The sequence below is a fragment of the Mesorhizobium sp. WSM4816 genome (genome assembly GCF_055811535.1).
Window position 1 is genome coordinate 1 of record NZ_JBVVQR010000038.1, and the last position, 17596, is coordinate 17596.

20 protein-coding genes, 3 tRNA genes and 1 pseudogene are annotated in these 17596 nt (G+C 60.6%); 10 read left to right on the forward strand and 14 right to left on the reverse strand.

The genetic code is table 11. The annotated features are described in order from the left end of the window. Positions 1-77: pseudogene (locus AC0L3H_RS27515) on the reverse strand (GTP-binding protein); the annotation flags it as partial. A 306-nt stretch (positions 78-383) separates the two neighbouring features. Between AC0L3H_RS27515 and AC0L3H_RS27520 the strand changes: the two are divergent. Together AC0L3H_RS27520 and AC0L3H_RS27525 are read left to right on the forward strand one after the other, a co-directional pair. Continuing rightward, positions 384-1271 carry a DMT family transporter gene (locus tag AC0L3H_RS27520; RefSeq protein ID WP_473587564.1) on the forward strand — a complete coding sequence of 296 codons (888 nt, stop codon included), beginning with the start codon at positions 384-386 and terminating at the stop codon, positions 1269-1271. Positions 1272-1334: 63 nt separating this feature from the next. Beyond that, positions 1335-1781, forward strand: coding sequence for a GFA family protein (locus tag AC0L3H_RS27525; RefSeq protein WP_473587565.1), 447 nt, complete (start codon positions 1335-1337; stop codon positions 1779-1781). Between the two features lie 100 nt (positions 1782-1881). Here AC0L3H_RS27525 and AC0L3H_RS27530 read toward each other — a convergent pair. Together AC0L3H_RS27530 and AC0L3H_RS27535 are read right to left on the reverse strand one after the other, a co-directional pair. Continuing rightward, positions 1882-1955: transfer RNA gene (locus AC0L3H_RS27530), tRNA-Gly, on the reverse strand. Positions 1956-2025: 70 nt separating this feature from the next. Next, positions 2026-2110 (reverse strand) — tRNA-Tyr (locus AC0L3H_RS27535). Positions 2111-2310: 200 nt separating this feature from the next. Between AC0L3H_RS27535 and AC0L3H_RS27540 the strand changes: the two genes are divergently transcribed. Continuing rightward, entirely contained in the window at positions 2311-3162 is an 852-nt protein-coding gene (locus AC0L3H_RS27540) for a TrmH family RNA methyltransferase (RefSeq protein WP_473587566.1), read from the forward strand. Positions 3163-3282: 120 nt separating this feature from the next. On the opposite strand, the gene AC0L3H_RS27545 is transcribed toward AC0L3H_RS27540, so the two are convergent. The 3 genes from AC0L3H_RS27545 to gcl form a co-directional block, all read right to left on the reverse strand. After that, positions 3283-4170, reverse strand: coding sequence for a 2-hydroxy-3-oxopropionate reductase (locus tag AC0L3H_RS27545; RefSeq protein WP_473587567.1), 888 nt, complete (start codon positions 4168-4170; stop codon positions 3283-3285). Positions 4171-4407: 237 nt separating this feature from the next. After that, positions 4408-5199, reverse strand: a complete 792-nt coding sequence (gene hyi, locus AC0L3H_RS27550) for a hydroxypyruvate isomerase (protein ID WP_473587568.1) — start codon at positions 5197-5199, stop codon at positions 4408-4410. Between the two features lie 13 nt (positions 5200-5212). Further along, positions 5213-6994 (reverse strand): glyoxylate carboligase, encoded by a 1782-nt coding sequence (gcl, locus tag AC0L3H_RS27555; RefSeq protein ID WP_473587569.1) that lies wholly within the window; start codon positions 6992-6994, stop codon positions 5213-5215. A gap of 202 nt (positions 6995-7196) precedes the next feature. Between gcl and bhcR the strand changes: the two genes are divergently transcribed. Together bhcR and AC0L3H_RS27565 are read left to right on the forward strand one after the other, a co-directional pair. Then, the gene (bhcR, locus tag AC0L3H_RS27560) at positions 7197-8081 is read left to right on the forward strand and encodes an HTH-type transcriptional regulator BhcR (RefSeq protein WP_473587570.1); all 885 of its coding nucleotides are present in this window, start codon (positions 7197-7199) and stop codon (positions 8079-8081) included. Between the two features lie 61 nt (positions 8082-8142). Further along, positions 8143-8637 (forward strand): YbaK/EbsC family protein, encoded by a 495-nt coding sequence (locus AC0L3H_RS27565; protein WP_473587571.1) that lies wholly within the window; start codon positions 8143-8145, stop codon positions 8635-8637. Here AC0L3H_RS27565 and AC0L3H_RS27570 read toward each other — a convergent pair. The 3 genes from AC0L3H_RS27570 to AC0L3H_RS27580 form a co-directional block, all read right to left on the reverse strand. Beyond that, on the reverse strand, positions 8605-8961 hold the full coding sequence (locus AC0L3H_RS27570) for a hypothetical protein (protein WP_473495596.1): 357 nt from the start codon (positions 8959-8961) through the stop codon (positions 8605-8607). The two genes, AC0L3H_RS27565 and AC0L3H_RS27570, sit on opposite strands and share 33 nt — an antisense overlap. 169 nt (positions 8962-9130) lie before the next feature. Further along, complete coding sequence (locus AC0L3H_RS27575) at positions 9131-9439, reverse strand: BA14K family protein (RefSeq protein WP_473587572.1); 309 nt, start codon at positions 9437-9439, stop codon at positions 9131-9133. Between the two features lie 199 nt (positions 9440-9638). Next, positions 9639-9806, reverse strand: coding sequence for a hypothetical protein (locus AC0L3H_RS27580; protein ID WP_473587573.1), 168 nt, complete (start codon positions 9804-9806; stop codon positions 9639-9641). 147 nt (positions 9807-9953) lie between these two features. Between AC0L3H_RS27580 and AC0L3H_RS27585 the strand changes: the two genes are divergently transcribed. Beyond that, positions 9954-10029 (forward strand) — tRNA-Thr (locus tag AC0L3H_RS27585). Positions 10030-11029: 1000 nt separating this feature from the next. On the opposite strand, the gene AC0L3H_RS27590 is transcribed toward AC0L3H_RS27585, so the two are convergent. The 3 genes from AC0L3H_RS27590 to AC0L3H_RS27600 form a co-directional block, all read right to left on the reverse strand. Beyond that, positions 11030-11275, reverse strand: a complete 246-nt coding sequence (locus AC0L3H_RS27590; RefSeq protein ID WP_473587574.1) for a DUF982 domain-containing protein — start codon at positions 11273-11275, stop codon at positions 11030-11032. Positions 11276-11293: 18 nt separating this feature from the next. After that, positions 11294-11479: a hypothetical protein gene (locus AC0L3H_RS27595; protein WP_287062051.1), complete on the reverse strand. Its 186-nt coding sequence runs from the start codon at positions 11477-11479 to the stop codon at positions 11294-11296. Positions 11480-11871: 392 nt separating this feature from the next. Next, positions 11872-12045 (reverse strand): hypothetical protein, encoded by a 174-nt coding sequence (locus AC0L3H_RS27600; protein WP_254027199.1) that lies wholly within the window; start codon positions 12043-12045, stop codon positions 11872-11874. A 1294-nt stretch (positions 12046-13339) separates the two neighbouring features. Here AC0L3H_RS27600 and AC0L3H_RS27605 point away from each other — a divergent pair. Continuing rightward, complete coding sequence (locus tag AC0L3H_RS27605) at positions 13340-13930, forward strand: recombinase family protein (RefSeq protein WP_473587575.1); 591 nt, start codon at positions 13340-13342, stop codon at positions 13928-13930. A 169-nt stretch (positions 13931-14099) separates the two neighbouring features. Then, on the forward strand, positions 14100-14342 hold the full coding sequence (locus AC0L3H_RS27610) for a hypothetical protein (RefSeq protein WP_473587576.1): 243 nt from the start codon (positions 14100-14102) through the stop codon (positions 14340-14342). Positions 14343-15150: 808 nt separating this feature from the next. On the opposite strand, the gene AC0L3H_RS27615 is transcribed toward AC0L3H_RS27610, so the two are convergent. Both AC0L3H_RS27615 and AC0L3H_RS27620 read right to left on the reverse strand, forming a co-directional pair. Then, positions 15151-15894: an ankyrin repeat domain-containing protein gene (locus AC0L3H_RS27615; RefSeq protein WP_473587577.1), complete on the reverse strand. Its 744-nt coding sequence runs from the start codon at positions 15892-15894 to the stop codon at positions 15151-15153. 407 nt (positions 15895-16301) lie between these two features. Beyond that, positions 16302-16538 carry a hypothetical protein gene (locus tag AC0L3H_RS27620; protein ID WP_473587578.1) on the reverse strand — a complete coding sequence of 79 codons (237 nt, stop codon included), beginning with the start codon at positions 16536-16538 and terminating at the stop codon, positions 16302-16304. Positions 16539-16794: 256 nt separating this feature from the next. On the opposite strand from AC0L3H_RS27620, the gene AC0L3H_RS27625 reads away from it, so the two are divergent. Beyond that, positions 16795-17124, forward strand: coding sequence for a hypothetical protein (locus tag AC0L3H_RS27625; RefSeq protein WP_023798135.1), 330 nt, complete (start codon positions 16795-16797; stop codon positions 17122-17124). 152 nt (positions 17125-17276) lie between these two features. Continuing rightward, complete coding sequence (locus tag AC0L3H_RS27630; RefSeq protein WP_473587579.1) at positions 17277-17555, forward strand: hypothetical protein; 279 nt, start codon at positions 17277-17279, stop codon at positions 17553-17555. Positions 17556-17596: the final 41 nt, after the last annotated feature.

Consider the following 17596-nt stretch of genomic DNA (forward strand, 5'->3'; position numbering starts at 1 on the left):
GTCTTGCCATGATCGACATGGCCAATCGTGCCGATGTTCACATGAGGCTTTGTACGCTCGAATTTACCTTTTGCCATAGTCTCTTTCCTTGGACGGCCTGGACCTTCAGTTCAGTCGAATGCGGGGCGATTAGCGACTGCGGCCGAAAAACACAAGTGTCTTGTGGCCGGGGCTTTCTCACCCGGTCTGAACCCAGCATCCGGTTTTCGGGGATGTGGCGCGGATATAGGAACGAACAAGAAGAAATGGAATGGCCAAAGATAGGTTCCGCGGGTATCGCCATTCAGCGAATGGACATCGCCGCTTCCGCCTGTCCGCCTTGCCGGATTTACTGCCGGATCTGGCCCATTGCCGGTGTGACGCCGGTCTGATTTCCTGATACGATGCATTTCATTCCGATCGCCATCCGCGGCCCGCTGTTCATGATCCTGTCGACCGGGTCCTATGTCGCCAACGACACCATGTTGAAGCTCGCGACGGTTGGGCTGCCGCCCTATGAAGTGCTGTTTCTGCGCGGGACGGCGGCAACGTTGTGGGGAATCCCGTTGCTGTTTGCGCTGGGCTACGCCAGGCAGATCCCGCTGATCCTCGACAGGAGAGTGTTGCAAAGAAACCTGCTCGAGCTGGCGGCAATCCTTTGCTACGTGGTGGCGCTTGCCAACATGCAGATCGCCGATTCGACCGCCCTGGGACAGATCACGCCCCTGCTCATGCTGATTGGCTCCTCTGTCCTGTTCGGCGAGCGGATCGGCGGCTTGCGCATGGCGCTGATCGGGCTCGGCTTCATCGGCGCGGTGATGGTGGCGCAGCCGACGATGCAGGGAATCTCGGTCTACGCCTTGCTGGCGCTCGGCAACGCGGCGTTCGCCGCCGCGCGCGATCTCGCCGGGCGGCGGGTCGCAGCCGACGTGCCTGGCATGATCGTCGCAATTTCCGCGGTGGTGGTGGTGCTGGTCGGATCGGGCGTCGCGCATCTGATGTCGGAGCGTTGGGTGATGCCCGAGACGCATCATTTGCTGCTGATGGCCGGGGCCGGATTGTTCCTAATTTTTGGCCATTTCTTCATCTTCATGGCCTATCGCGTCGGGCCAACCGGCGTCGTGGCGCCGTTTTACTACTGCTTCACCGTCTGGGCGGTCATTTCCGGCCTGGTGGTGTTCCAGCAATTGCCGAACGCACTGGCGATCGGCGGTATCCTGCTGGTGGTGGCCAGCGGGCTGACCATCGTGTCGCTCGACGAACGCCGGCGCCGGCTGACCGTCGTCGCATAATTTGGGCAGTGGTGACCAAAACAACGGACCACAGATTTTCAACTTGGCCGCTGCCCGCAAAAAATGGAGAAACCTGTGACAAGCCAGGAGAACGTCGGCAATCGCATGCTTGCCGGAAAATGCCTGTGCGGCGCCGTGCAATACGCGGTGGCCGACGAGTTCATCTACGCCGCCAACTGCCACTGCTCGGACTGCCGGCGCACCACCGGTTCGGCCTTCAAGCCGTTTGCCGGCATCGAGCGTGAGAGACTGAGCCTGACCAAGGGCGAGGACAACCTCCTGATCTTTGGCGAGGAGACCGGCCACAACGTGCACTGCAAGACCTGCGGCTCATTGCTCTACTCGGTCGTCCGCGACGGCGCCTTCGTCCACATCACCATGGGAACCCTCGTCGACGAACCGGCCATCCGTCCAACGCAGCACATCTTTGTCGGCTCCAAGGCGAAGTGGTTCACGATCGCCGACGACCTGCCTCAATATGAAGAGCATGCTGCCGGGGGCGCCGACTGAAGACCTGGCGATGTGGCTGACGGCATTGCCGCTCAGCACACGCAGTGACAAGGCGCATTTTCAAGGAAGTTATTTTCGATAATGACTTCAACAGCATGCTTGGAGCGGGTAGCGGGAATCGAACCCGCATATTCAGCTTGGAAGGCTGCTGCTCTACCACTGAGCTATACCCGCGCATTTCACCCGAAAACCGCTATGCACTTTTCGGTCCGAGGCTTGCGTTTCAGGGCTTCCGGGCCGGCAGTGGTGGAGAGGGTTGGATTTGAACCAACGTAGGCATAGCCAACGGATTTACAGTCCGTCCCCTTTAACCACTCGGGCACCTCTCCAGTCTGCCGCCGGAGCCATGCAACGAGGCATCGACGCGTCGCGGCCGCAGGAGCAGCCCGTCGCGAAGCGCCTTATGGCGGCAGCGCCCAAAACTGTCAACCGCAACATCCCGGCAAAACGCGCTGAATTTGTTGACGACCCGACGAGCAGGGTTTTGCGGCTGTATCCATAGGCGAACGACACGGCTATAGAACCGGCCATGAGCAACGACAACAAGCCCAAGACCCCGAAAGACACCCACTACGCCAAGCTGCGCCGCGCGCATCGCGACGAGAAGAGCGGCGGCGCGCCGGCGGTCAGGCCGCGCCAGCCGGTACCACCAGGAGAGACCGTCGCGGATGGGCTGGTGCGGCTGTACGGCCTGCACACGGTGCGAGCAGCACTCGACAATCCGCGCCGGCGGATCAAGAAGATGCTGGTGACGCGCAACGCCGCCGAGCGGCTGGCTATCGCCGACCTCACCGCCCTGCCCTTTGAGACAGAGATGGTCGAGCCGAAAGACATCGACAAGGTCACCGGCTCTGACGCCGTGCATCAGGGCGTGCTGATCGAAGCCGAGCCGCTAAAACCCAAGCGCCTCGATGCGCTCGGCGATACCACGCTGGTGCTGGTCCTCGACCAGGTCACCGATCCGCACAATGTCGGCGCGATCCTGCGCTCGGCGGTCGCCTTCGGCGCCGGCGCGCTGATCACCACGGCGCGCCACAGTCCGAATGAATCCGGCGTGCTGGCAAAGTCGGCCTCCGGGGCGCTGGAGCATATCGACCAGATCGAGGTGAAGAACCTCGCCGACGCGCTCGGCCAATTGCACGAGGCCGGCTTCCAGACCATCGGCCTCGATTCGGACGGACCGGCGGAACTCGAAAAGAGCTTTTCGGGAGAAAAGATCGCATTGGTGCTGGGCGCCGAAGGCAAGGGCCTGCGCCAGAAGACCCGTGAAACGGTGACGACGCTCGCCCGGCTCGACATGCCCGGCGCCATCCGCTCGCTCAACGTGTCGAATGCGGCGGCGGTGAGCCTTTATGCGGCGAGGAATTTTTTAGGGCAGTAAGGCAGTAAGGCAGTAAGGGAGTAGGGAGGTGCAGTTTGTCGGATGCCGTGAATAGACCCTCCCCCTACTGCCCTACTGCCCTACTGCCTTACTGCCTTACTGCCCTATTCCCCTATTCCCCTACTCCCCTAACTCATATCCCGCCATTCGCTCCAGCGCCTTGACCAGCGCCGAATGATCCTCCTTGGCGCCGCCGTTGGCCGCGCAGGAGTTGAACAATTGCTGCGTCGTCGAGGTGTTGGGCAGCGCCACGCCAAGCGCCTTTGCCCCTTCCAGCGCGAGATTAAGGTCCTTCTGGTGCAGTTCGATGCGAAAGCCCGGCGCGAAGCTGCGCTTGATCATGCGCTCGCCATGCACTTCGAGGATGCGCGAGGCGGCCAGCCCGCCCATCAGCGCCTGCCGTACCTTGGCCGGGTCGGCGCCGGCTTTCGATGCAAAAACAAGCGCTTCCGCGACTGCTTCAATGGTCAGCGCGACGACGATCTGGTTGGCGACCTTGGTGGTCTGGCCGACGCCGTTCGGTCCGACCAGCGTGATGTTCTTGCCCATTTTCTCGAACACCGGCCTGGCGCGCTCGAAGGCCTTTTCCTCGCCGCCGACCATGATGGTCAGCGACGCGGCCTTGGCGCCGACCTCGCCACCCGACACCGGCGCGTCGAGATAGTCGCAGCCGAGATCGTTGATTTTTGTGGCGAATTCCTTGGTCTTGATCGGCGAGATCGAGCTCATGTCGATGACCAGCTTGCCCGCGGTCAAACCCGAGGCGACGCCGTTGTCGCCGAACAGCACGTCGGCCACCTCAGGCGTGTCGGGAACCATGGTGATGACGACGTCGGCGGCATGTGCCACGGCGTGATGGCCGGAGACGGTTTTTAGACCCTCGGCGATGAGATCGGCCGGCGGTTTCGAGCGATGGTCGCTGGCGACGACGGTGTAGCCGGCGTCGAGCAGATGCCCCGCCATCGGCGCACCCATGATGCCGAGGCCGATGAAACCGATGGTGTCCATTGTTGTTTCTCCCTGGTATTTTCCTTGTTAAGGCCGCGTTCCGTCGCGCCCCCCTCTGGCCTGCCGGCCATCTCCCCCACAGGTGGGGAGATCGGCAGTTCCGGCGCCGGCTTCTACTTTTCCAACCTCGAAAATTGGCGAAAGCGGCGGTGACGTCCAATCTCCCCACCCGTGGGGGAGATGGCCGGCAGGCCAGAGGGGGGCGCGAAGGAACTCGACGTCAATTGTAAACGTCCCCTACGCCGCCGCCTGCCCGACAAACTCCCGGAACCAGCCCAGGCCGGCTTCCGTCCCGCCCTTCGGCTTGTATTCCGCCCCTACCCAGCCGGTATAGCCGATGCGGTCGATGTGGCTGTACAGAAAAGGAAAATTGATCTCACCCGTCCCCGGCTCATGGCGGCCGGGATTGTCCGCAAGCTGGATATGCGCGATGCGGTCGAGGTTTGCCTCGATGGTGCGGGCGAGATCGCCCTCCATGATCTGCATGTGATAGATGTCATATTGCAGGAACAGGTTCTTTGAGCCGACGCGGTCGATGAGCGCCAGTGCCTGGTCCGAATAGTTGAGGAAAAAGCCCGGAATGTCGCGGGTGTTGATCGGCTCGATCAGCAGCCTCACGCCGGCCTGCTCCAGCTTCTCGGCCGCGAAAGCCAGGTTTTCGGCGAAGACATCTTCCAGCACCGAACGCTCGACACCTTGCGGTGCGATGCCGGCGAGGCAGTTGACCTGTTCGCAACCCAGCGCATGCGCATAGGTAATCGCCCTGGCGATGCCTTGCCGGAACTCGGGAATGCGATCCGGCAACACCGCAATGCCGCGCTCGCCCTTGCCCCAGTCGCCGGCCGGCAGGTTGAACAGCACCTGCGTCAGGCCGTTCTTCTTCAGCCTCGCCGCAACGACATCGGGCGCATGGTCATAAGGGCCGATATATTCGACACCCCCAAAACCGGCGCGGGCGGCGGCTTCGAAGCGGTCGAGGAAATCGTGCTCGCCAAAGAGCATCGAGAGGTTGGCTGAAAACCGTGGCATTCTTTTTCTCCGTTCAGTCCAGCATGACAATCGCCGTCGGCGCGTCTTCATGATGTTCGGCAAGGTCCTCGAATTCGGTGATCTTGTCGATTTCGGTGCCCATCGAAACATTGGTGACGCGCTCCAAGATGAATTCGAGCACGACCGGAACCTGGTGCTCCTTCATCAGGCGCTGCGCCTGCTTGAAGGCGCCGGCGAATTCCTCCGGCCTGCGCACCCGGACCGCCTTGCAGCCCATGGCCTCGGCGACAGCAACATGGTCGACGCCGTAGCCGGCCTCGGGATCGTCCTTCCGGTTGACGTTCTCGAAGGCGAGGCTGACCTCGAAATCCATCGAAAAGCCGCGCTGCGCCTGGCGGATGAGGCCGAGATAGGCATTGTTCACGACGACATGGATCAAGGGCAATCTGTGCTGCGCGCCGGCCGCCAGTTCCTCGATCATGAACTGGAAATCATAGTCGCCGGACAACGCCACGATGTTGCGCTGCGGATCGGCGGCGCGAACGCCAAGTGCGGCCGGCAGCGTCCAGCCGAGCGGGCCGGCCTGGCCGCAATTGATCCAGTTGCGCGGCTTGTAGACATGCAGGAACTGAGCGCCGGCGATCTGCGAAAGCCCGATCGTGGTGACATAGGTGGTGTCGCGGCCGAATGCCTTGTTCATCTCCTCGTAGACGCGCTGCGGTTTTAGCGGCACCTGGTCGAAATGCGTCTTGCGCTTCAGCGTCTTCTTGCGGCCCTGGCATTCCCTGGCCCAACCCGACCAGTCGCGCAGTTTTCCAGCCGTTTTCCACTCGGTGGCGACGTCGAGCAGCATTTTGAGCGCCGCACCGGCATCCGAAACGACGCCGAGGTCCGGCGCGAAGACACGGCCGATCTGGGTCGGCTCGATGTCGACATGGATGAATTTCTTGCCCCTCGTGTAGACGTCGACGGAGCCGGTGTGGCGGTTGGCCCAGCGGTTGCCGATGCCGAAGACGAAATCGGCCTCGAGCATCGTCGCGTTGCCGTAGCGATGCGATGTCTGCAGCCCGCACATGCCGGCCATCAGCCGGTGGTCGTCGGGGATCGCGCCCCAGCCCATCAGCGTCGGGATCACCGGCACGCCGGTGACTTCGGCGAACTCGATCAGCAGATCCGAGGCATCGGCGTTGATGATGCCGCCGCCGGCAACGATGACTGGTTTTTCCGCCGCGTTGAGCATTTTCAGCGCTTTCTCGGCCTGGCCGCGCGACATTGCCGGCTTGAACGGCACCAGCGGCTCATAGGCGTCGATGTCGAACTCGATCTCGGCCAGTTGCACATCGACCGGCAGATCGATGAGAACCGGCCCCGGCCGCGACGAGCGCATCAGGTGGAACGCCTTCTGCAGCGCCATCGGCACCAGATAGGGTTCCATGACGGTGACTGCCCATTTGGCGACGGGTGCTGCGATGGCGGCGATGTCGACGGCCTGGAAATCCTCCTTGTTGAGACGCGCCCGCGGCGCCTGGCCGGTGATGCAGAGGATCGGGATGGAATCGGCCGCGGCCGAATAGAGGCCGGTGATCATGTCGGTGCCGGCTGGACCCGAAGTGCCGATGCACAGGCCGATATTGCCTGATATGGCGCGGGTATAACCTTCGGCCATGTGCGAGGCCGCCTCGACATGGCGCGCCAGGATATGGCGGATCGTAGCCCTCGCCTTCAGCGCCGAATAGAACGGGTTGATGGCAGCGCCCGGCACGCCAAAGGCGCAGGAGATGCCTTCCTTTTCCAGAACGAGAACCGCTGCGTCGACTGCGCGCATCCTGGCCATGTCAGCCTCCACGGAATTGTTGATGGCCGAGAATGGCAGCGCGTCACTTATTTTTCAATTTTTTCAGAATATTTTTTCATTTTCAGGAAACGGCTGTTATATACTGATTTAATTGGATTTCCTGTTTTCCACGAAATTCCCTTGGCAAATAAGTGAAAAACTTGTTCATTGCGCATTTGGCGAAATCGGCAAGAATGCCACTATGGAAACCGCCGAAAAACGCCAGCGCGGACGGCCGCGCGCCTTCAACGGCCCGGCCGAGGCGGCTTCGGTGCAGTCGCTCGACCGGGCGCTGCGCATCCTGGCCATCGTCGCCGAAGGCAGCGGCCTGTCGCTGAGCGAGATCGCCGCGCAGAGCGGCCTCCCCGCCTCCACCGCCTACCGCATGCTGACGACGCTGGAAAACCACGGCATGGTCGAGTTCGACAGCAGCGACCAGCTGTGGTCGATCGGCGTCGAGACCTATCGCATGGGCGCGGCGTTCCTGCGCCGCCGCAAGCTGGTCGACCGCGCCCGCATTGTCATGCAGGAATTGATGGAGAAGACCGGCGAGACCGCCAATCTCGGCGTCGCCGAGGACGATTGCGTCGTCTTCGTCAGCCAGGTCGAGACGCATCAGGCGATCCGCGCCTTCTTCCGGCCGGGCACGCGCAGTTCCTTCCATGCATCGGGCATCGGCAAGGCGGTGCTGGCGCATCTCGAGCCGCAGCGCGTCGGCGCCGTCCTGCGCCGGACCGGGCTGGAGCGCTTCACCGAAAAGACGCTTTCCGACGTCTCGGCGCTGGCCCGTGATCTGGTGACGATCAAGCTGCGCGGCTGGTCGGTCGACGACGAGGAACGGCACCCCGGCATGCGCTGCGTTGCCGCGGCCATCTTCAACGAGTTCGGCGAGCCGATCGGCGGCGTGTCTGTTTCGGGACCGACGGTGCGGGTCACGCCGCAGCGGCTGGCCGAGATCGGCCCGCTGGTGCGCGATGCGGCAGCGGAAATAACCAGGATGATTGGTGGTCTGCCGCCCCCTTCTTCACCAAGCCGCGCCGCCGAACCGGGTTCACTCTTCGAGATTGGCGCTGCGCGCTCACCTTGACAGCCGCCCGGCTACGGCCAAGTTTGCGTCCACCTTCCGCCAGCCGACGCCCGAAAGACGCATGAGCCTCCAATCCGTCAAAGCCTTCTTCGCCGAGTATGCCCGCGACATCGAGGTGATCGAAACGCCGACAAGCTCGGCGACCGTCGCGCTCGCGGCCGAGGCGCACGGCGTCGAGCCGGGGCAGATCGCCAAGACCATCTGCCTGCGCGTCGGTGACCGGGCCATGCTGGTCGTCGCCCGCGGCGACGCGCGCTTCGACAATCGCAAATCGCGCGATGCATTCGGCGGCAAGCCGCGCATGCTCGATGCCGAGCAGGTGGCCGAAATCACTGGCCATCCGATTGGCGGCGTCTGCCCCTTCGGCCTCGCCTCGCCGTTGCCGGTCTATTGCGACGTATCGCTGCGCGCCTACGATCAGGTCGTGCCCGCGGCCGGCGCAACCAATGCAGCGGTGAAAATAGGCGTCGAGCGCATGGCAGCGCTGACCGGCGCCGAATGGTGCGACATCTGTCAGGATGAGCTAGGCCCCGGGCACCGCGCTCTTGGTCGATAGGTCGTAGAAATCAAGCAGCATCGCCAGCCCAACTCCGCAGGCGGTGAAGATCAGGCCGGCGATGAAGATGCGGGTGGCGCGTTCATAGACGCGTCGCTGTAGAGACGTTGTGTCGAGCAGCAACCGCAGCGCTCGTATCTGCAAGGCAATGCCTATCAAAATCGGCACGACGGCTGCCAGGTGATAGATTTCCCAAGGGAGCGGGTTGGCGGCCCAATGCGTGATGAAGCCCAGCGAGAAAGCCAGTAGAATGCCGACGGTGGTGATCGTGCCGTTGCGGAAATCCGTCTCAATCTGCTCTTGCTTGGGTTCGTGCTCGTCCAAGCGTCCCTCTCCCTCTGGTGCCTTCACCGCCAGACTAAGCTGTCGAAAAATCCCTGTACATCCCTCGCTGGAACCGGTCGCGGTGCCGGGTTCAATTTTGCAACCCAGACAGCTGAAAAAGGGCAGTGGGTGCCCCCTTTTTCCCTTGCCTGAAACGGTTCACCTCCCCTCAAAGCCGGCAGCGGTGACGGTAGCCGTCGTAGCCGACATAGGTGTCGGAGTACGGATCGTAACTCTGATAGCGGTTGAGGCAGCGCCGGACGTGCCATGAGCCGCCATTTTCCTCGATGTAAACGGTGCGCGGCGGGGCGAGCGCGCTGCCGAGCAGGAAGCCGCCGACGCCGGCGACGATGCCGATGCCAAGGTGCTTGTTGTGATGGTGCTTGTGATGGGCGGCCGAAGGCTGAACGGTGCCGGCCAGCATGGCGGCGGCGACAGTGGTGGCGATGAGGCCGGAAACGATGGTGCGCTTCAACATGACGATCTCCTTGCTGCGTTGTCTGAGAGGCGATCCATCCCGCCTCTTGACCATCAGTCGTTGCAGCAAGGAAAAAGGTTCAACGGTTTTTTTGGATTTTTTCAAAAGCGCAAAAACGGCCGAACTGAACAGGTTTGCAGGCAGGCGCGCAAATTACGACCGGCGAGAGCGCCGATCGACAGTCCGGCGGCGGGAGGCCTCAGCCCATGCCGGTGATGTGGCGCAGCCAGAAGGCAAGCGCGATGAAGCCGATGATGGTGGTGACTCCGGTCCAGTCGACATTGGCGCTCTTCAAAAGCTTGATGAGCTTCACCAGGAGGAACCAGGTCACGACGACGATCAGGGCAATGACGACAAGTCTGATCATGCGACACCCTCGCCCATGCGATTGCACCTTAGAACGATATAGGAAGCCAATTGGCCGTTTTCAGGATGCCCGCGCCGGCTGCCCCAGCGCACTCAAAACGGAGTTTTGTCTTTACTGGCGCACCAAATATGCTAACCGGAGCGCCGTGCCCTTGTAGCTCAGCTGGTAGAGCAGCGGTTTTGTAAACCGAAGGTCGGCGGTTCGATTCCGTCCGGGGGCACCAAAAGCTCAATAAAATCAGTTGCCTTTCCCTCAAATCGTCCAGTGACATTTGTTCGGGGGAAACGCTCCGGGGAACGATCGCTTCGAAATCGGCTGCTCTGTAACCCGCCTCAAAACCAGCTATGATGGCGTTCAAAGCGGGCATCTTGCCTTGTGCGCAGGGGGCGCAGCGCAGCCGGCGGCCAAACATCAGCAGGAGTCGTTGAATGGAGCGGTTATTCAAAAATCTGTGGGTAACGATACCGCTAATAGTGTGCGCCATTAGTTTTGCGACCATAACTCTGTTCATTTCCTATAAATTATACGATTTAAACGGATATATACATGCGTATATAACTAACTATGGGAGTGTGCGCGATTCCGTAATTGCCTTCTTGTTTCTTGTCGCCTTTTTGACCATGGCCAACCGTAACGCACTTTCCAAACTTGTGGCCGAGGGCGGTACAGGGACACAGGAGACCCTACCTACCAGCTTGGTGAGGGATGAGCTTCTTGGCCTCCTCAGCGGCATCCTCGAATGCCTGCCGTGTATCTCCTTGGGGTCAACCTCCTCGCGACCTAAGGCTGCAAGGCAGAGGGCCGACGCACGTTGCCACTTGGGTCCCCTTCCTGGGCCACTTAAGGAGCTGCTCGGCGGCACCTCGGACATTGTTGCAGGCATAGCTGACACCGACCAGTTCGGTCTTCACGAACACCGGAGGGGAGAACCAGATGGTTGCCATGAAGGGACTTCACCGGCAGTCACTCGTTTACGCACAGGTTCGAGTCTAGGCTCATCCAATTTGATGACTAGGGGAATGGACCATGACCATTTTACTAAATTAGAAATGATGCATGAAGGGGCATACAATTCGCCCCAGCCGGCGACCCCAACGCCCCCCGCGCTGGCTAGGCCCGGCGGCCCGACAGTCACTCGATAGGCTGTCGGGCCGTCCCTAGCAAAATTTGCACGGCAGCGACGACCGACTTGAGCCGAGGTAGAATCAATACGCAATTAAGACCTAATCAGAGGAGCGTAGCAGCCCCTCCTCCTCGGCAGCAGCCTCGATTGCCTTCCTTACGTCGTCGGGCGTGCGCTCGCCTTCAATTAGACCCATGCAGACCTCGACCGCCTCCTTCCACTTTGGTCCCCGCTTGGTCCACTTCATGAGTTCCGCGGCGGCACCTTCGACATTGGTGCAGACGTAGGTGAGCCCAGGTTTGTCGGTTTCAATATAGACCGGAGGGTGAAACCAATGGATTGCCATAAGGGGTATCTAGGGCAGCTAGGGGATTTCGTCCCGACTGGCCTTACCGATCGCCTCAAGCAATGAAGCGAGGGTTGGCGTCAGTTCTGGTTCGACCTCCAGTCCCAACAGCCTGTGTACGTGACGACGATTGTCTTCGGTGCCGATCAATTCGCGAACGGCGTCGGCAAGGGTCCTGTGCCCCGCTGTGTCACGCTTCGCCATGTCTGCATGTCCCAACCCCGCCCGAGCCGCAACTCGCGGGTCACGGAATGGTTCCGTTAGGGGTCAGGAATGTTTTGGATAGGGCTGCCCGGGTTCTCGTCGGACAATTCTTGCTCTCGCCGCTCAAGGGCCTCCCGAAGCTTCACCGCCAAGGCGGCGAGCCTCGGTGGCAAGGTTCGATCGTTCTCCAGACTAAGTCGCTTGCGTAGCTTCCGACGATTATCTTCCGAACTGATCAACTCGCGAAAGCCACGGTCCCTATCTCGGGTTACAATAACGGTCCACCTAGTTTCAGACGCAACTCTTCGACTGAAAAAGGGTTCCGTAAGCGGGGCCGCATGTTTGATAGAAATTTCTGAGCGCGAAGGCCTGGCCCGGGAGCCATTAGATGATCATTCGCGTTGGTCGAAGGCTACCGCGCGCCCAAATGCCGGAGCCGCTTCCACGATAAACTCGATCAGATCACAGTCGGTCACTTCCCAATGGGGGCCATCTTCGCGCACCGCTGCTATGGTGGCCTTAACGGAGACGATTCCGCCGTATGGGGCTGCCTCGATGACCTCCATAACAAGGTCCTCGACTGTGCGCCCGTTCGTCGTCTTAACGTTCACCCGACGGTTCCCCGGTCACTACCCCAAATTACCTATGTGTTGCACCTTGCGGGACAAAATCAATGTACGAAATCGTACCAAGAAACGGGTCGGAATGTTTGGTAGAAATTTCTGAGCGGGGGATCGGATTGCCAGCTCGCGCGAAGACCCCCGTGCCCCCTCGGGTTCCACCACACGCCACCCTCAGGAAAGCTTAGGCAGCCTCGCTTCACCCCACGGTTGGTGCGCCAGAGCTCGTCTCGCGGTAGCGCCAATGCTGTTTCGTGGGTCGTCGAGCAATCGGATGACTGCGAGCTTCAGGTAACGGCGGTGGTTGCCGTTGCGGTCAACATCGGATGGCCCAGGCAGGTAATGCGGTCGCCTTGACGGAGCGGCCGAAGGGATCGTCAGGCTCGGGCAGAGGGCGTTTGTGGTCGACGAGCGGGTGCCTGAGGGGTTGCCTTTGCGTCGGTGATCTCCTCAGGCAGCGTCGGGGAGGACTAGGAGGAGCCACGGCCGAGGGTCGCTGAACGGGCGCTGAAGATGGCGCTCTGGGTCGGTTAGACCTTCGGCGTTCCGGTAAATGAGCAGCGGGGACCGGGTGGGGGGCTTGGGGTTAGTCCCCGCTGCTTTGAGCTGCCTTCGCGGGGTGCAGTGGCAGCACAACTAAATAGTGACTGAGCGATGACAGGACCCAGACAGCGGAGCCTTGGGCACCCTGTCAGTCTTACGCCGGCTAGTGCCGCCCCCCAAGGCCACCCGGGCGGGTGTCTCAAGAGTGCGGCCGGGGACGGACCTTCAAAGATTGCGACTTCCGTACCCCAGCCTACACTCCGGCCTGACGCGCGTGCCCACCCAATCTACCCCAGCGTCAAGCGACAGGTCATTACTAGCCGATATAGATCGCCCCCAAATCGGCCGCTTGAGCTAGCTCGGATAGACAATTCGGGTGAGCGGGTTCAACGGGTCAAGAGGAGGGTCGGAATATCCGGGCCAATTTTCTTACGACCCATCGGATAACAGGCTCATGCGTGGCACCCCCCGTGCCCCTTCATTTCCTCCACAGGCGGACCCGAGCACGCGGAGGTCTTTACCGCTAGCGAGACTAGGGGGAACGGCTCGATGCTCATCCACATCAGGTGTGGTCGGACCGTATCAGGTCGCAAGGCACCGGGCCGAGCCCTCGACCATGCCGGCGGCGGGTCTGTGAACAAAGGGATCTTTTTCTCACAGATCCGTTGAAATGTGAACTTAGCGTGAGGTAATGAATGTGAACATTGGCTTTAAGGAGATAGTTCACACCATGGCAATCGTTGGATACGCCCGGGTTAGCACAACCGACCAGAACACGGCAGTTCAGATCGACCAGCTAAGGGCGGCGGGGGTGACGGAAGACCACCTCTTTCAAGACCGGCTCTCAGGGCTGGACAACGACAGGCCGAAGCTGGCGGAAGCACTCCGGTTCGTGCGGAAGGGTGACACACTGGCGGTGACGAAAGTCGACCGTTTGGCGAGATCAGCGGCGCACCTTCACCAGATCGTGGAAGACCTCGACAAGCGGGGGGTCGGGTTCCGGGTGCTGAACGACCCGTCGCTGGATACGACCAAGCCGCACGGCAAGCTGATGTTTGGCATCCTTGCCAGCATTGCAGAGTTTGAGACCGCCCTCAGGAAGGAACGGCAGATGGAAGGCATCGCCAAGGCGAAGGCCCGAGGCGACCACCTTGGGAGACCCAAGACGGTGACCCAAGAGATTGAACAGAGAGTACGCGACATGCGGGCTGAGAGTGCCTCGATCAGGGCGATTGCGGCGGCTGTTGGTTACTCGACCGCGACGGTTCAGAAGATCATGAAAGAGTGAGGCGGAGGCGACACAAATCCCACCTACTGGGACAGCGGTCGTTCATTAGCGGTTGCTGAATACTCCACCTAATAGGACCACAGTGGTGTTTCATTAGCAATTTCTGAATAGGGGCACTACTTGGACAACGCAGGCGAATTGGTTGCCGATTAGCACTACGCAGGCGAATATGGATGACCGCTCACTGGATCGCTTCAACACTAACGCCCCTTCTGAGGTGAGAGACGCAGCGATTGCCGAGTACATCGACACGGGCACTTTGAGCCATGAGACGGCCCAGGTGGACGTCGTCGAGGTGGCGGTGGTCGAGGCAGCCTTCACGCAGCACATCGAGCGCAACGTCTTGAAGCCTGCAGGGCTCACCATGAGTCAATACACCTCTATGTCGACGAGGCCGACATGCCGGCGCTGAGACGTGCCGTGGTCTCTGGCGACTGGTCGACCCTGCATCGACATGCCCAAGCCGTGGCGGCGCACATTGCGCAGAACGGCGACAGCAACGAGGGGCTCTATTAAGCCCGAGTGACTTCCCCTGCCCCGGTGTGCTTGGCCCAAAACGGGCGTGCTGGGGTGGGGGCTTCCTTCAAACACCATCAGAACACTGTGCGGTACGACCGCCAGAGCGCGTTCAAGTCTCGCCGGCACAACCCACCATGCGGAGCCTTCCGCGCTTCCACCATGCAAATACGGAGAACATGCAACAGATCGAATTGAGCGGGTCATACACTGCCGTCACGACGCTGTCGGGCGAGGAAATCAGGATCACCACCACGCGCAGTCCTGTGTCGGGAATTGGTCAAGCGAGGAGTCGACCCTGGCGAGCCTGTCAGGGTCACAATCGGCACCGTGCCAATGTGGAAAGCAGATCGGACCATTGGCGCTTGGGCGGGGATCGATGTCACCGAATACGGACCGGGATGAGCTTCGGACTGAGAAGCACCGGCCATTCCCAGTCTCTCGAATGAGGTCATAGCACCCAGCGGTTTGACCCTGGAGCGCGTTCAGTGCTCGGCAACGATCGAAGCCTTGGCGCGTGGCAGGTCCGTAGCAGTACTTGCGCAAAGATCGCCGATTCAGGGCAGCGGGATCGGCTTGTCGCTGAGTGTGCGCAAATACGCGATCAGGTCGACCCGTTCGGTCTCGTCCGGGACACCGGGAGTCTCCATCTTAACGCCCGGCGTGGTGAGCATGGGCCCGAAGAGAAATCTGTTCAGGTCCTCCTACGTCCATACACCCTCCCAGCCCATCAAGGCGTCGGAGTAACGCATGTCTGCCATGGATGCCTTGTCGCGGCCGACGACGCTCCACAAGTTAGGTCCTATTTTGTTTCCTCCCTGTGGCTCGGCGTCGTGGCAAGTAGTACACCGGCGGGTGTATTCGGTTCGGCCTTTCTCGACATCGGCAGAAGCCAACTTCATTGAGATTGGGGCTGGTGTTGGCAAGACGACGCCATGCGCCAAGAGATAGTCGGCAACTTCGCGTTGCCCCCTGTTTTTTGCCAGATGGAGCGGCGTCTTGCCGTGCATTGCCTTCGCATTCACGTCCGCTCCGGCCTCGACCAGTGCCTTCACGCAGTCGAAACAATCGAGAGTGACGGCGACATGAAGGGCGAACTCGCCACCACGATCGGAATTTGGATCCGCGTCCCGCTCCAGCAACAGGTTTAACAGATCGATCTTGCCTGTCCCGACAGCCGCCATCAGTGGGGGACCACCAGTCGTCTGGGCGTTGACGTCGGCACCACGTTCTATGAGCAGTTTTGCTGCTTCGATGTGGCCCATAAAGACCGCGAGATAAAGCGGCGTTGCGCTTCCATCACTCTCATCTACATCAGCGCCCGCATCGAGCGCTGCTGTGATCGCCGCGACATCGCCCTCCATAGCGGCATCGTGGATGGCGGCGGCATGCGATACAATCGGAATGTGCAAAAGCAGCAGTGGAATGAAGAGCAAGGGCATGCGCATTTTGGCATCTCCCAAGGCAAACCGCGGTATGTGTCACGCTTTCAAGCCAGCAAAAGTACCACGACTGCCTGATCGTAGTCACTCCAACCAGTGCCTAACAGATTGTGGAAGCCCGAGAGAATGAAAGTTTTCAGGAAGACCGGCCAGATCGTACCGGTTAAATCCCCTGCCGACACAGTTGACAGAAGGTACACCGCTCGGGCACAAAGAGGTACACCGAGCTTAACCGCTTCGGGGGAAGAGCCCCTTCTATCCACTTGATTTTATACGGTAATTTCGGGTGGAACGCCCCGGTTGGATTTGGCCCTTAGCGCCGTCCGGGGGCACCAAAGCCTGTCGTCTTGAATGAGGCCGGCCTTTCGGATTTTGCCGCGCTGCGCAAGGGGGGCGAGGGCTAATCGGGACCTCTAGATCCCATACATCAGGGCAATGAAGAATACCGGTGCAAAGATCAGGAAGATCGCCATTACTATAATCACGGCGAAGGCCAGGCGCTCTGTTCGCCTGACGATTGCAACGATGTCATCGTCGCTCGACGAAACAAGATCAACCACCGAGAAATCTGTTGGGTCAGGAGTTTGATTGTCATTGGCGGGTCGGCTTGCGACCGCATCGACATTCTGTTTGCTCTGGATAAGGGTCACAGTTCTCTCCGCCGTTAGGTGTCATATAGGGTGCCCGCCGATGAGTATACAGCGAGGCACCCGGAACCACCGATGAAGGGACTTGCTCGGCGGCCAAATACCAATCCCTTGCCAAGATCTTGGTTGCCAGCCTCAGCCCTCTGTCTTTAACGCACAGACTTCAGTCTTACTGCGTCATGGACCATAGCCCGGCGCCGGAACTAAGTGCCCGCCGCTCCCGTTGCCGACCAGTGATCATTGAGAATAGGAGATAGTCATGGCTGACGGTCCCACCGTTGTTAACTCAGGCGGAAATGGCGCCGGCACCGCTGTCGCCGTCGTTCTCGCAATTATCGCAATCGTGATCCTGCTGTTGTTCACCGGCGTTATCAACATCAACGGCGGGGGCACCGGAAAGGATGTCGACGTAAAGGTTGAAGCGCCTACGGTCGAAGCGCCCAACGTCGAAGCGCCAGCCGCGTCCGCTCCGGCAGAGCCGAGCGCACCTGCCCCAGCCGCGCCCGCTCCGGCAGAGCCGGCCGCACCTGCTCCGGCAGCACCTGCTCCGGCAGCACCTGCTCCGGCAGCACCTGCTAACGGCGGCTGATTGTGACATCGGATATCGGGCCCGGCGGGATGAGCTTCCGGGCTTGATGAAAACGTTGAGGGCCGTCCACACTCTGCAAAGCGGCCCACGCAACAGAAAGTCTTCGACGGAGTTTCAATCAGTTGCGGAGACCAGCAAAAAGAGGATCGCTTATGAAGGTGCTCGTCACCCTCATGGCCGGCATTGCAATGGCCGGATGCATCAGCATGGCCGCTGCCGATCCGTGGAAGGACGAGAGCGGTCATGGCAAATGGCAGGGCCGCTACCAAGACGAAGATGACTATGAGCGGAAGCGCGAACGCTACAGCTTCAAAAAAGAATTTCGGCGCGGCAATTGCAAGATTGAGCGCAAGTGGGAGGGCGATGAATACAAGGAAGAGGTGAAGTGCAAGCGCGGCTTCAGGAGGCCGGCTTACATCTATCGCTATTGAAAACAGACGCCGTCCGGGGGCACCAGCAAGAAACCGGCTTC

Bases quoted from the DNA above. Each gene is read 5' to 3' on its own strand.
- AC0L3H_RS27615 (WP_473587577.1), bottom strand. From the start codon at position 15,894: ATGCGCATGCCCTTGCTCTTCATTCCACTGCTGCTTTTGCACATTCCG.
- AC0L3H_RS27630 (WP_473587579.1), top strand. From the start codon at position 17,277: ATGAAGGTGCTCGTCACCCTCATGGCCGGCATTGCAATGGCCGGATGC.
- AC0L3H_RS27580 (WP_473587573.1), bottom strand. From the start codon at position 9,806: ATGATCAGACTTGTCGTCATTGCCCTGATCGTCGTCGTGACCTGGTTC.
- hyi (WP_473587568.1), bottom strand. From the start codon at position 5,199: ATGCCACGGTTTTCAGCCAACCTCTCGATGCTCTTTGGCGAGCACGAT.
- AC0L3H_RS27565 (WP_473587571.1), top strand. From the start codon at position 8,143: ATGAGCCTCCAATCCGTCAAAGCCTTCTTCGCCGAGTATGCCCGCGAC.
- AC0L3H_RS27575 (WP_473587572.1), bottom strand. From the start codon at position 9,439: ATGTTGAAGCGCACCATCGTTTCCGGCCTCATCGCCACCACTGTCGCC.
- AC0L3H_RS27600 (WP_254027199.1), bottom strand. From the start codon at position 12,045: ATGGAGGTCATCGAGGCAGCCCCATACGGCGGAATCGTCTCCGTTAAG.
- bhcR (WP_473587570.1), top strand. From the start codon at position 7,197: ATGGAAACCGCCGAAAAACGCCAGCGCGGACGGCCGCGCGCCTTCAAC.
- AC0L3H_RS27525 (WP_473587565.1), top strand. From the start codon at position 1,335: ATGGAGAAACCTGTGACAAGCCAGGAGAACGTCGGCAATCGCATGCTT.
- AC0L3H_RS27595 (WP_287062051.1), bottom strand. From the start codon at position 11,479: ATGGCGAAGCGTGACACAGCGGGGCACAGGACCCTTGCCGACGCCGTT.
- AC0L3H_RS27540 (WP_473587566.1), top strand. From the start codon at position 2,311: ATGAGCAACGACAACAAGCCCAAGACCCCGAAAGACACCCACTACGCC.
- AC0L3H_RS27545 (WP_473587567.1), bottom strand. From the start codon at position 4,170: ATGGACACCATCGGTTTCATCGGCCTCGGCATCATGGGTGCGCCGATG.
- AC0L3H_RS27610 (WP_473587576.1), top strand. From the start codon at position 14,100: ATGGATGACCGCTCACTGGATCGCTTCAACACTAACGCCCCTTCTGAG.
- AC0L3H_RS27520 (WP_473587564.1), top strand. From the start codon at position 384: ATGCATTTCATTCCGATCGCCATCCGCGGCCCGCTGTTCATGATCCTG.
- AC0L3H_RS27590 (WP_473587574.1), bottom strand. From the start codon at position 11,275: ATGGCAATCCATTGGTTTCACCCTCCGGTCTATATTGAAACCGACAAA.
- gcl (WP_473587569.1), bottom strand. From the start codon at position 6,994: ATGGCCAGGATGCGCGCAGTCGACGCAGCGGTTCTCGTTCTGGAAAAG.
- AC0L3H_RS27625 (WP_023798135.1), top strand. From the start codon at position 16,795: ATGGCTGACGGTCCCACCGTTGTTAACTCAGGCGGAAATGGCGCCGGC.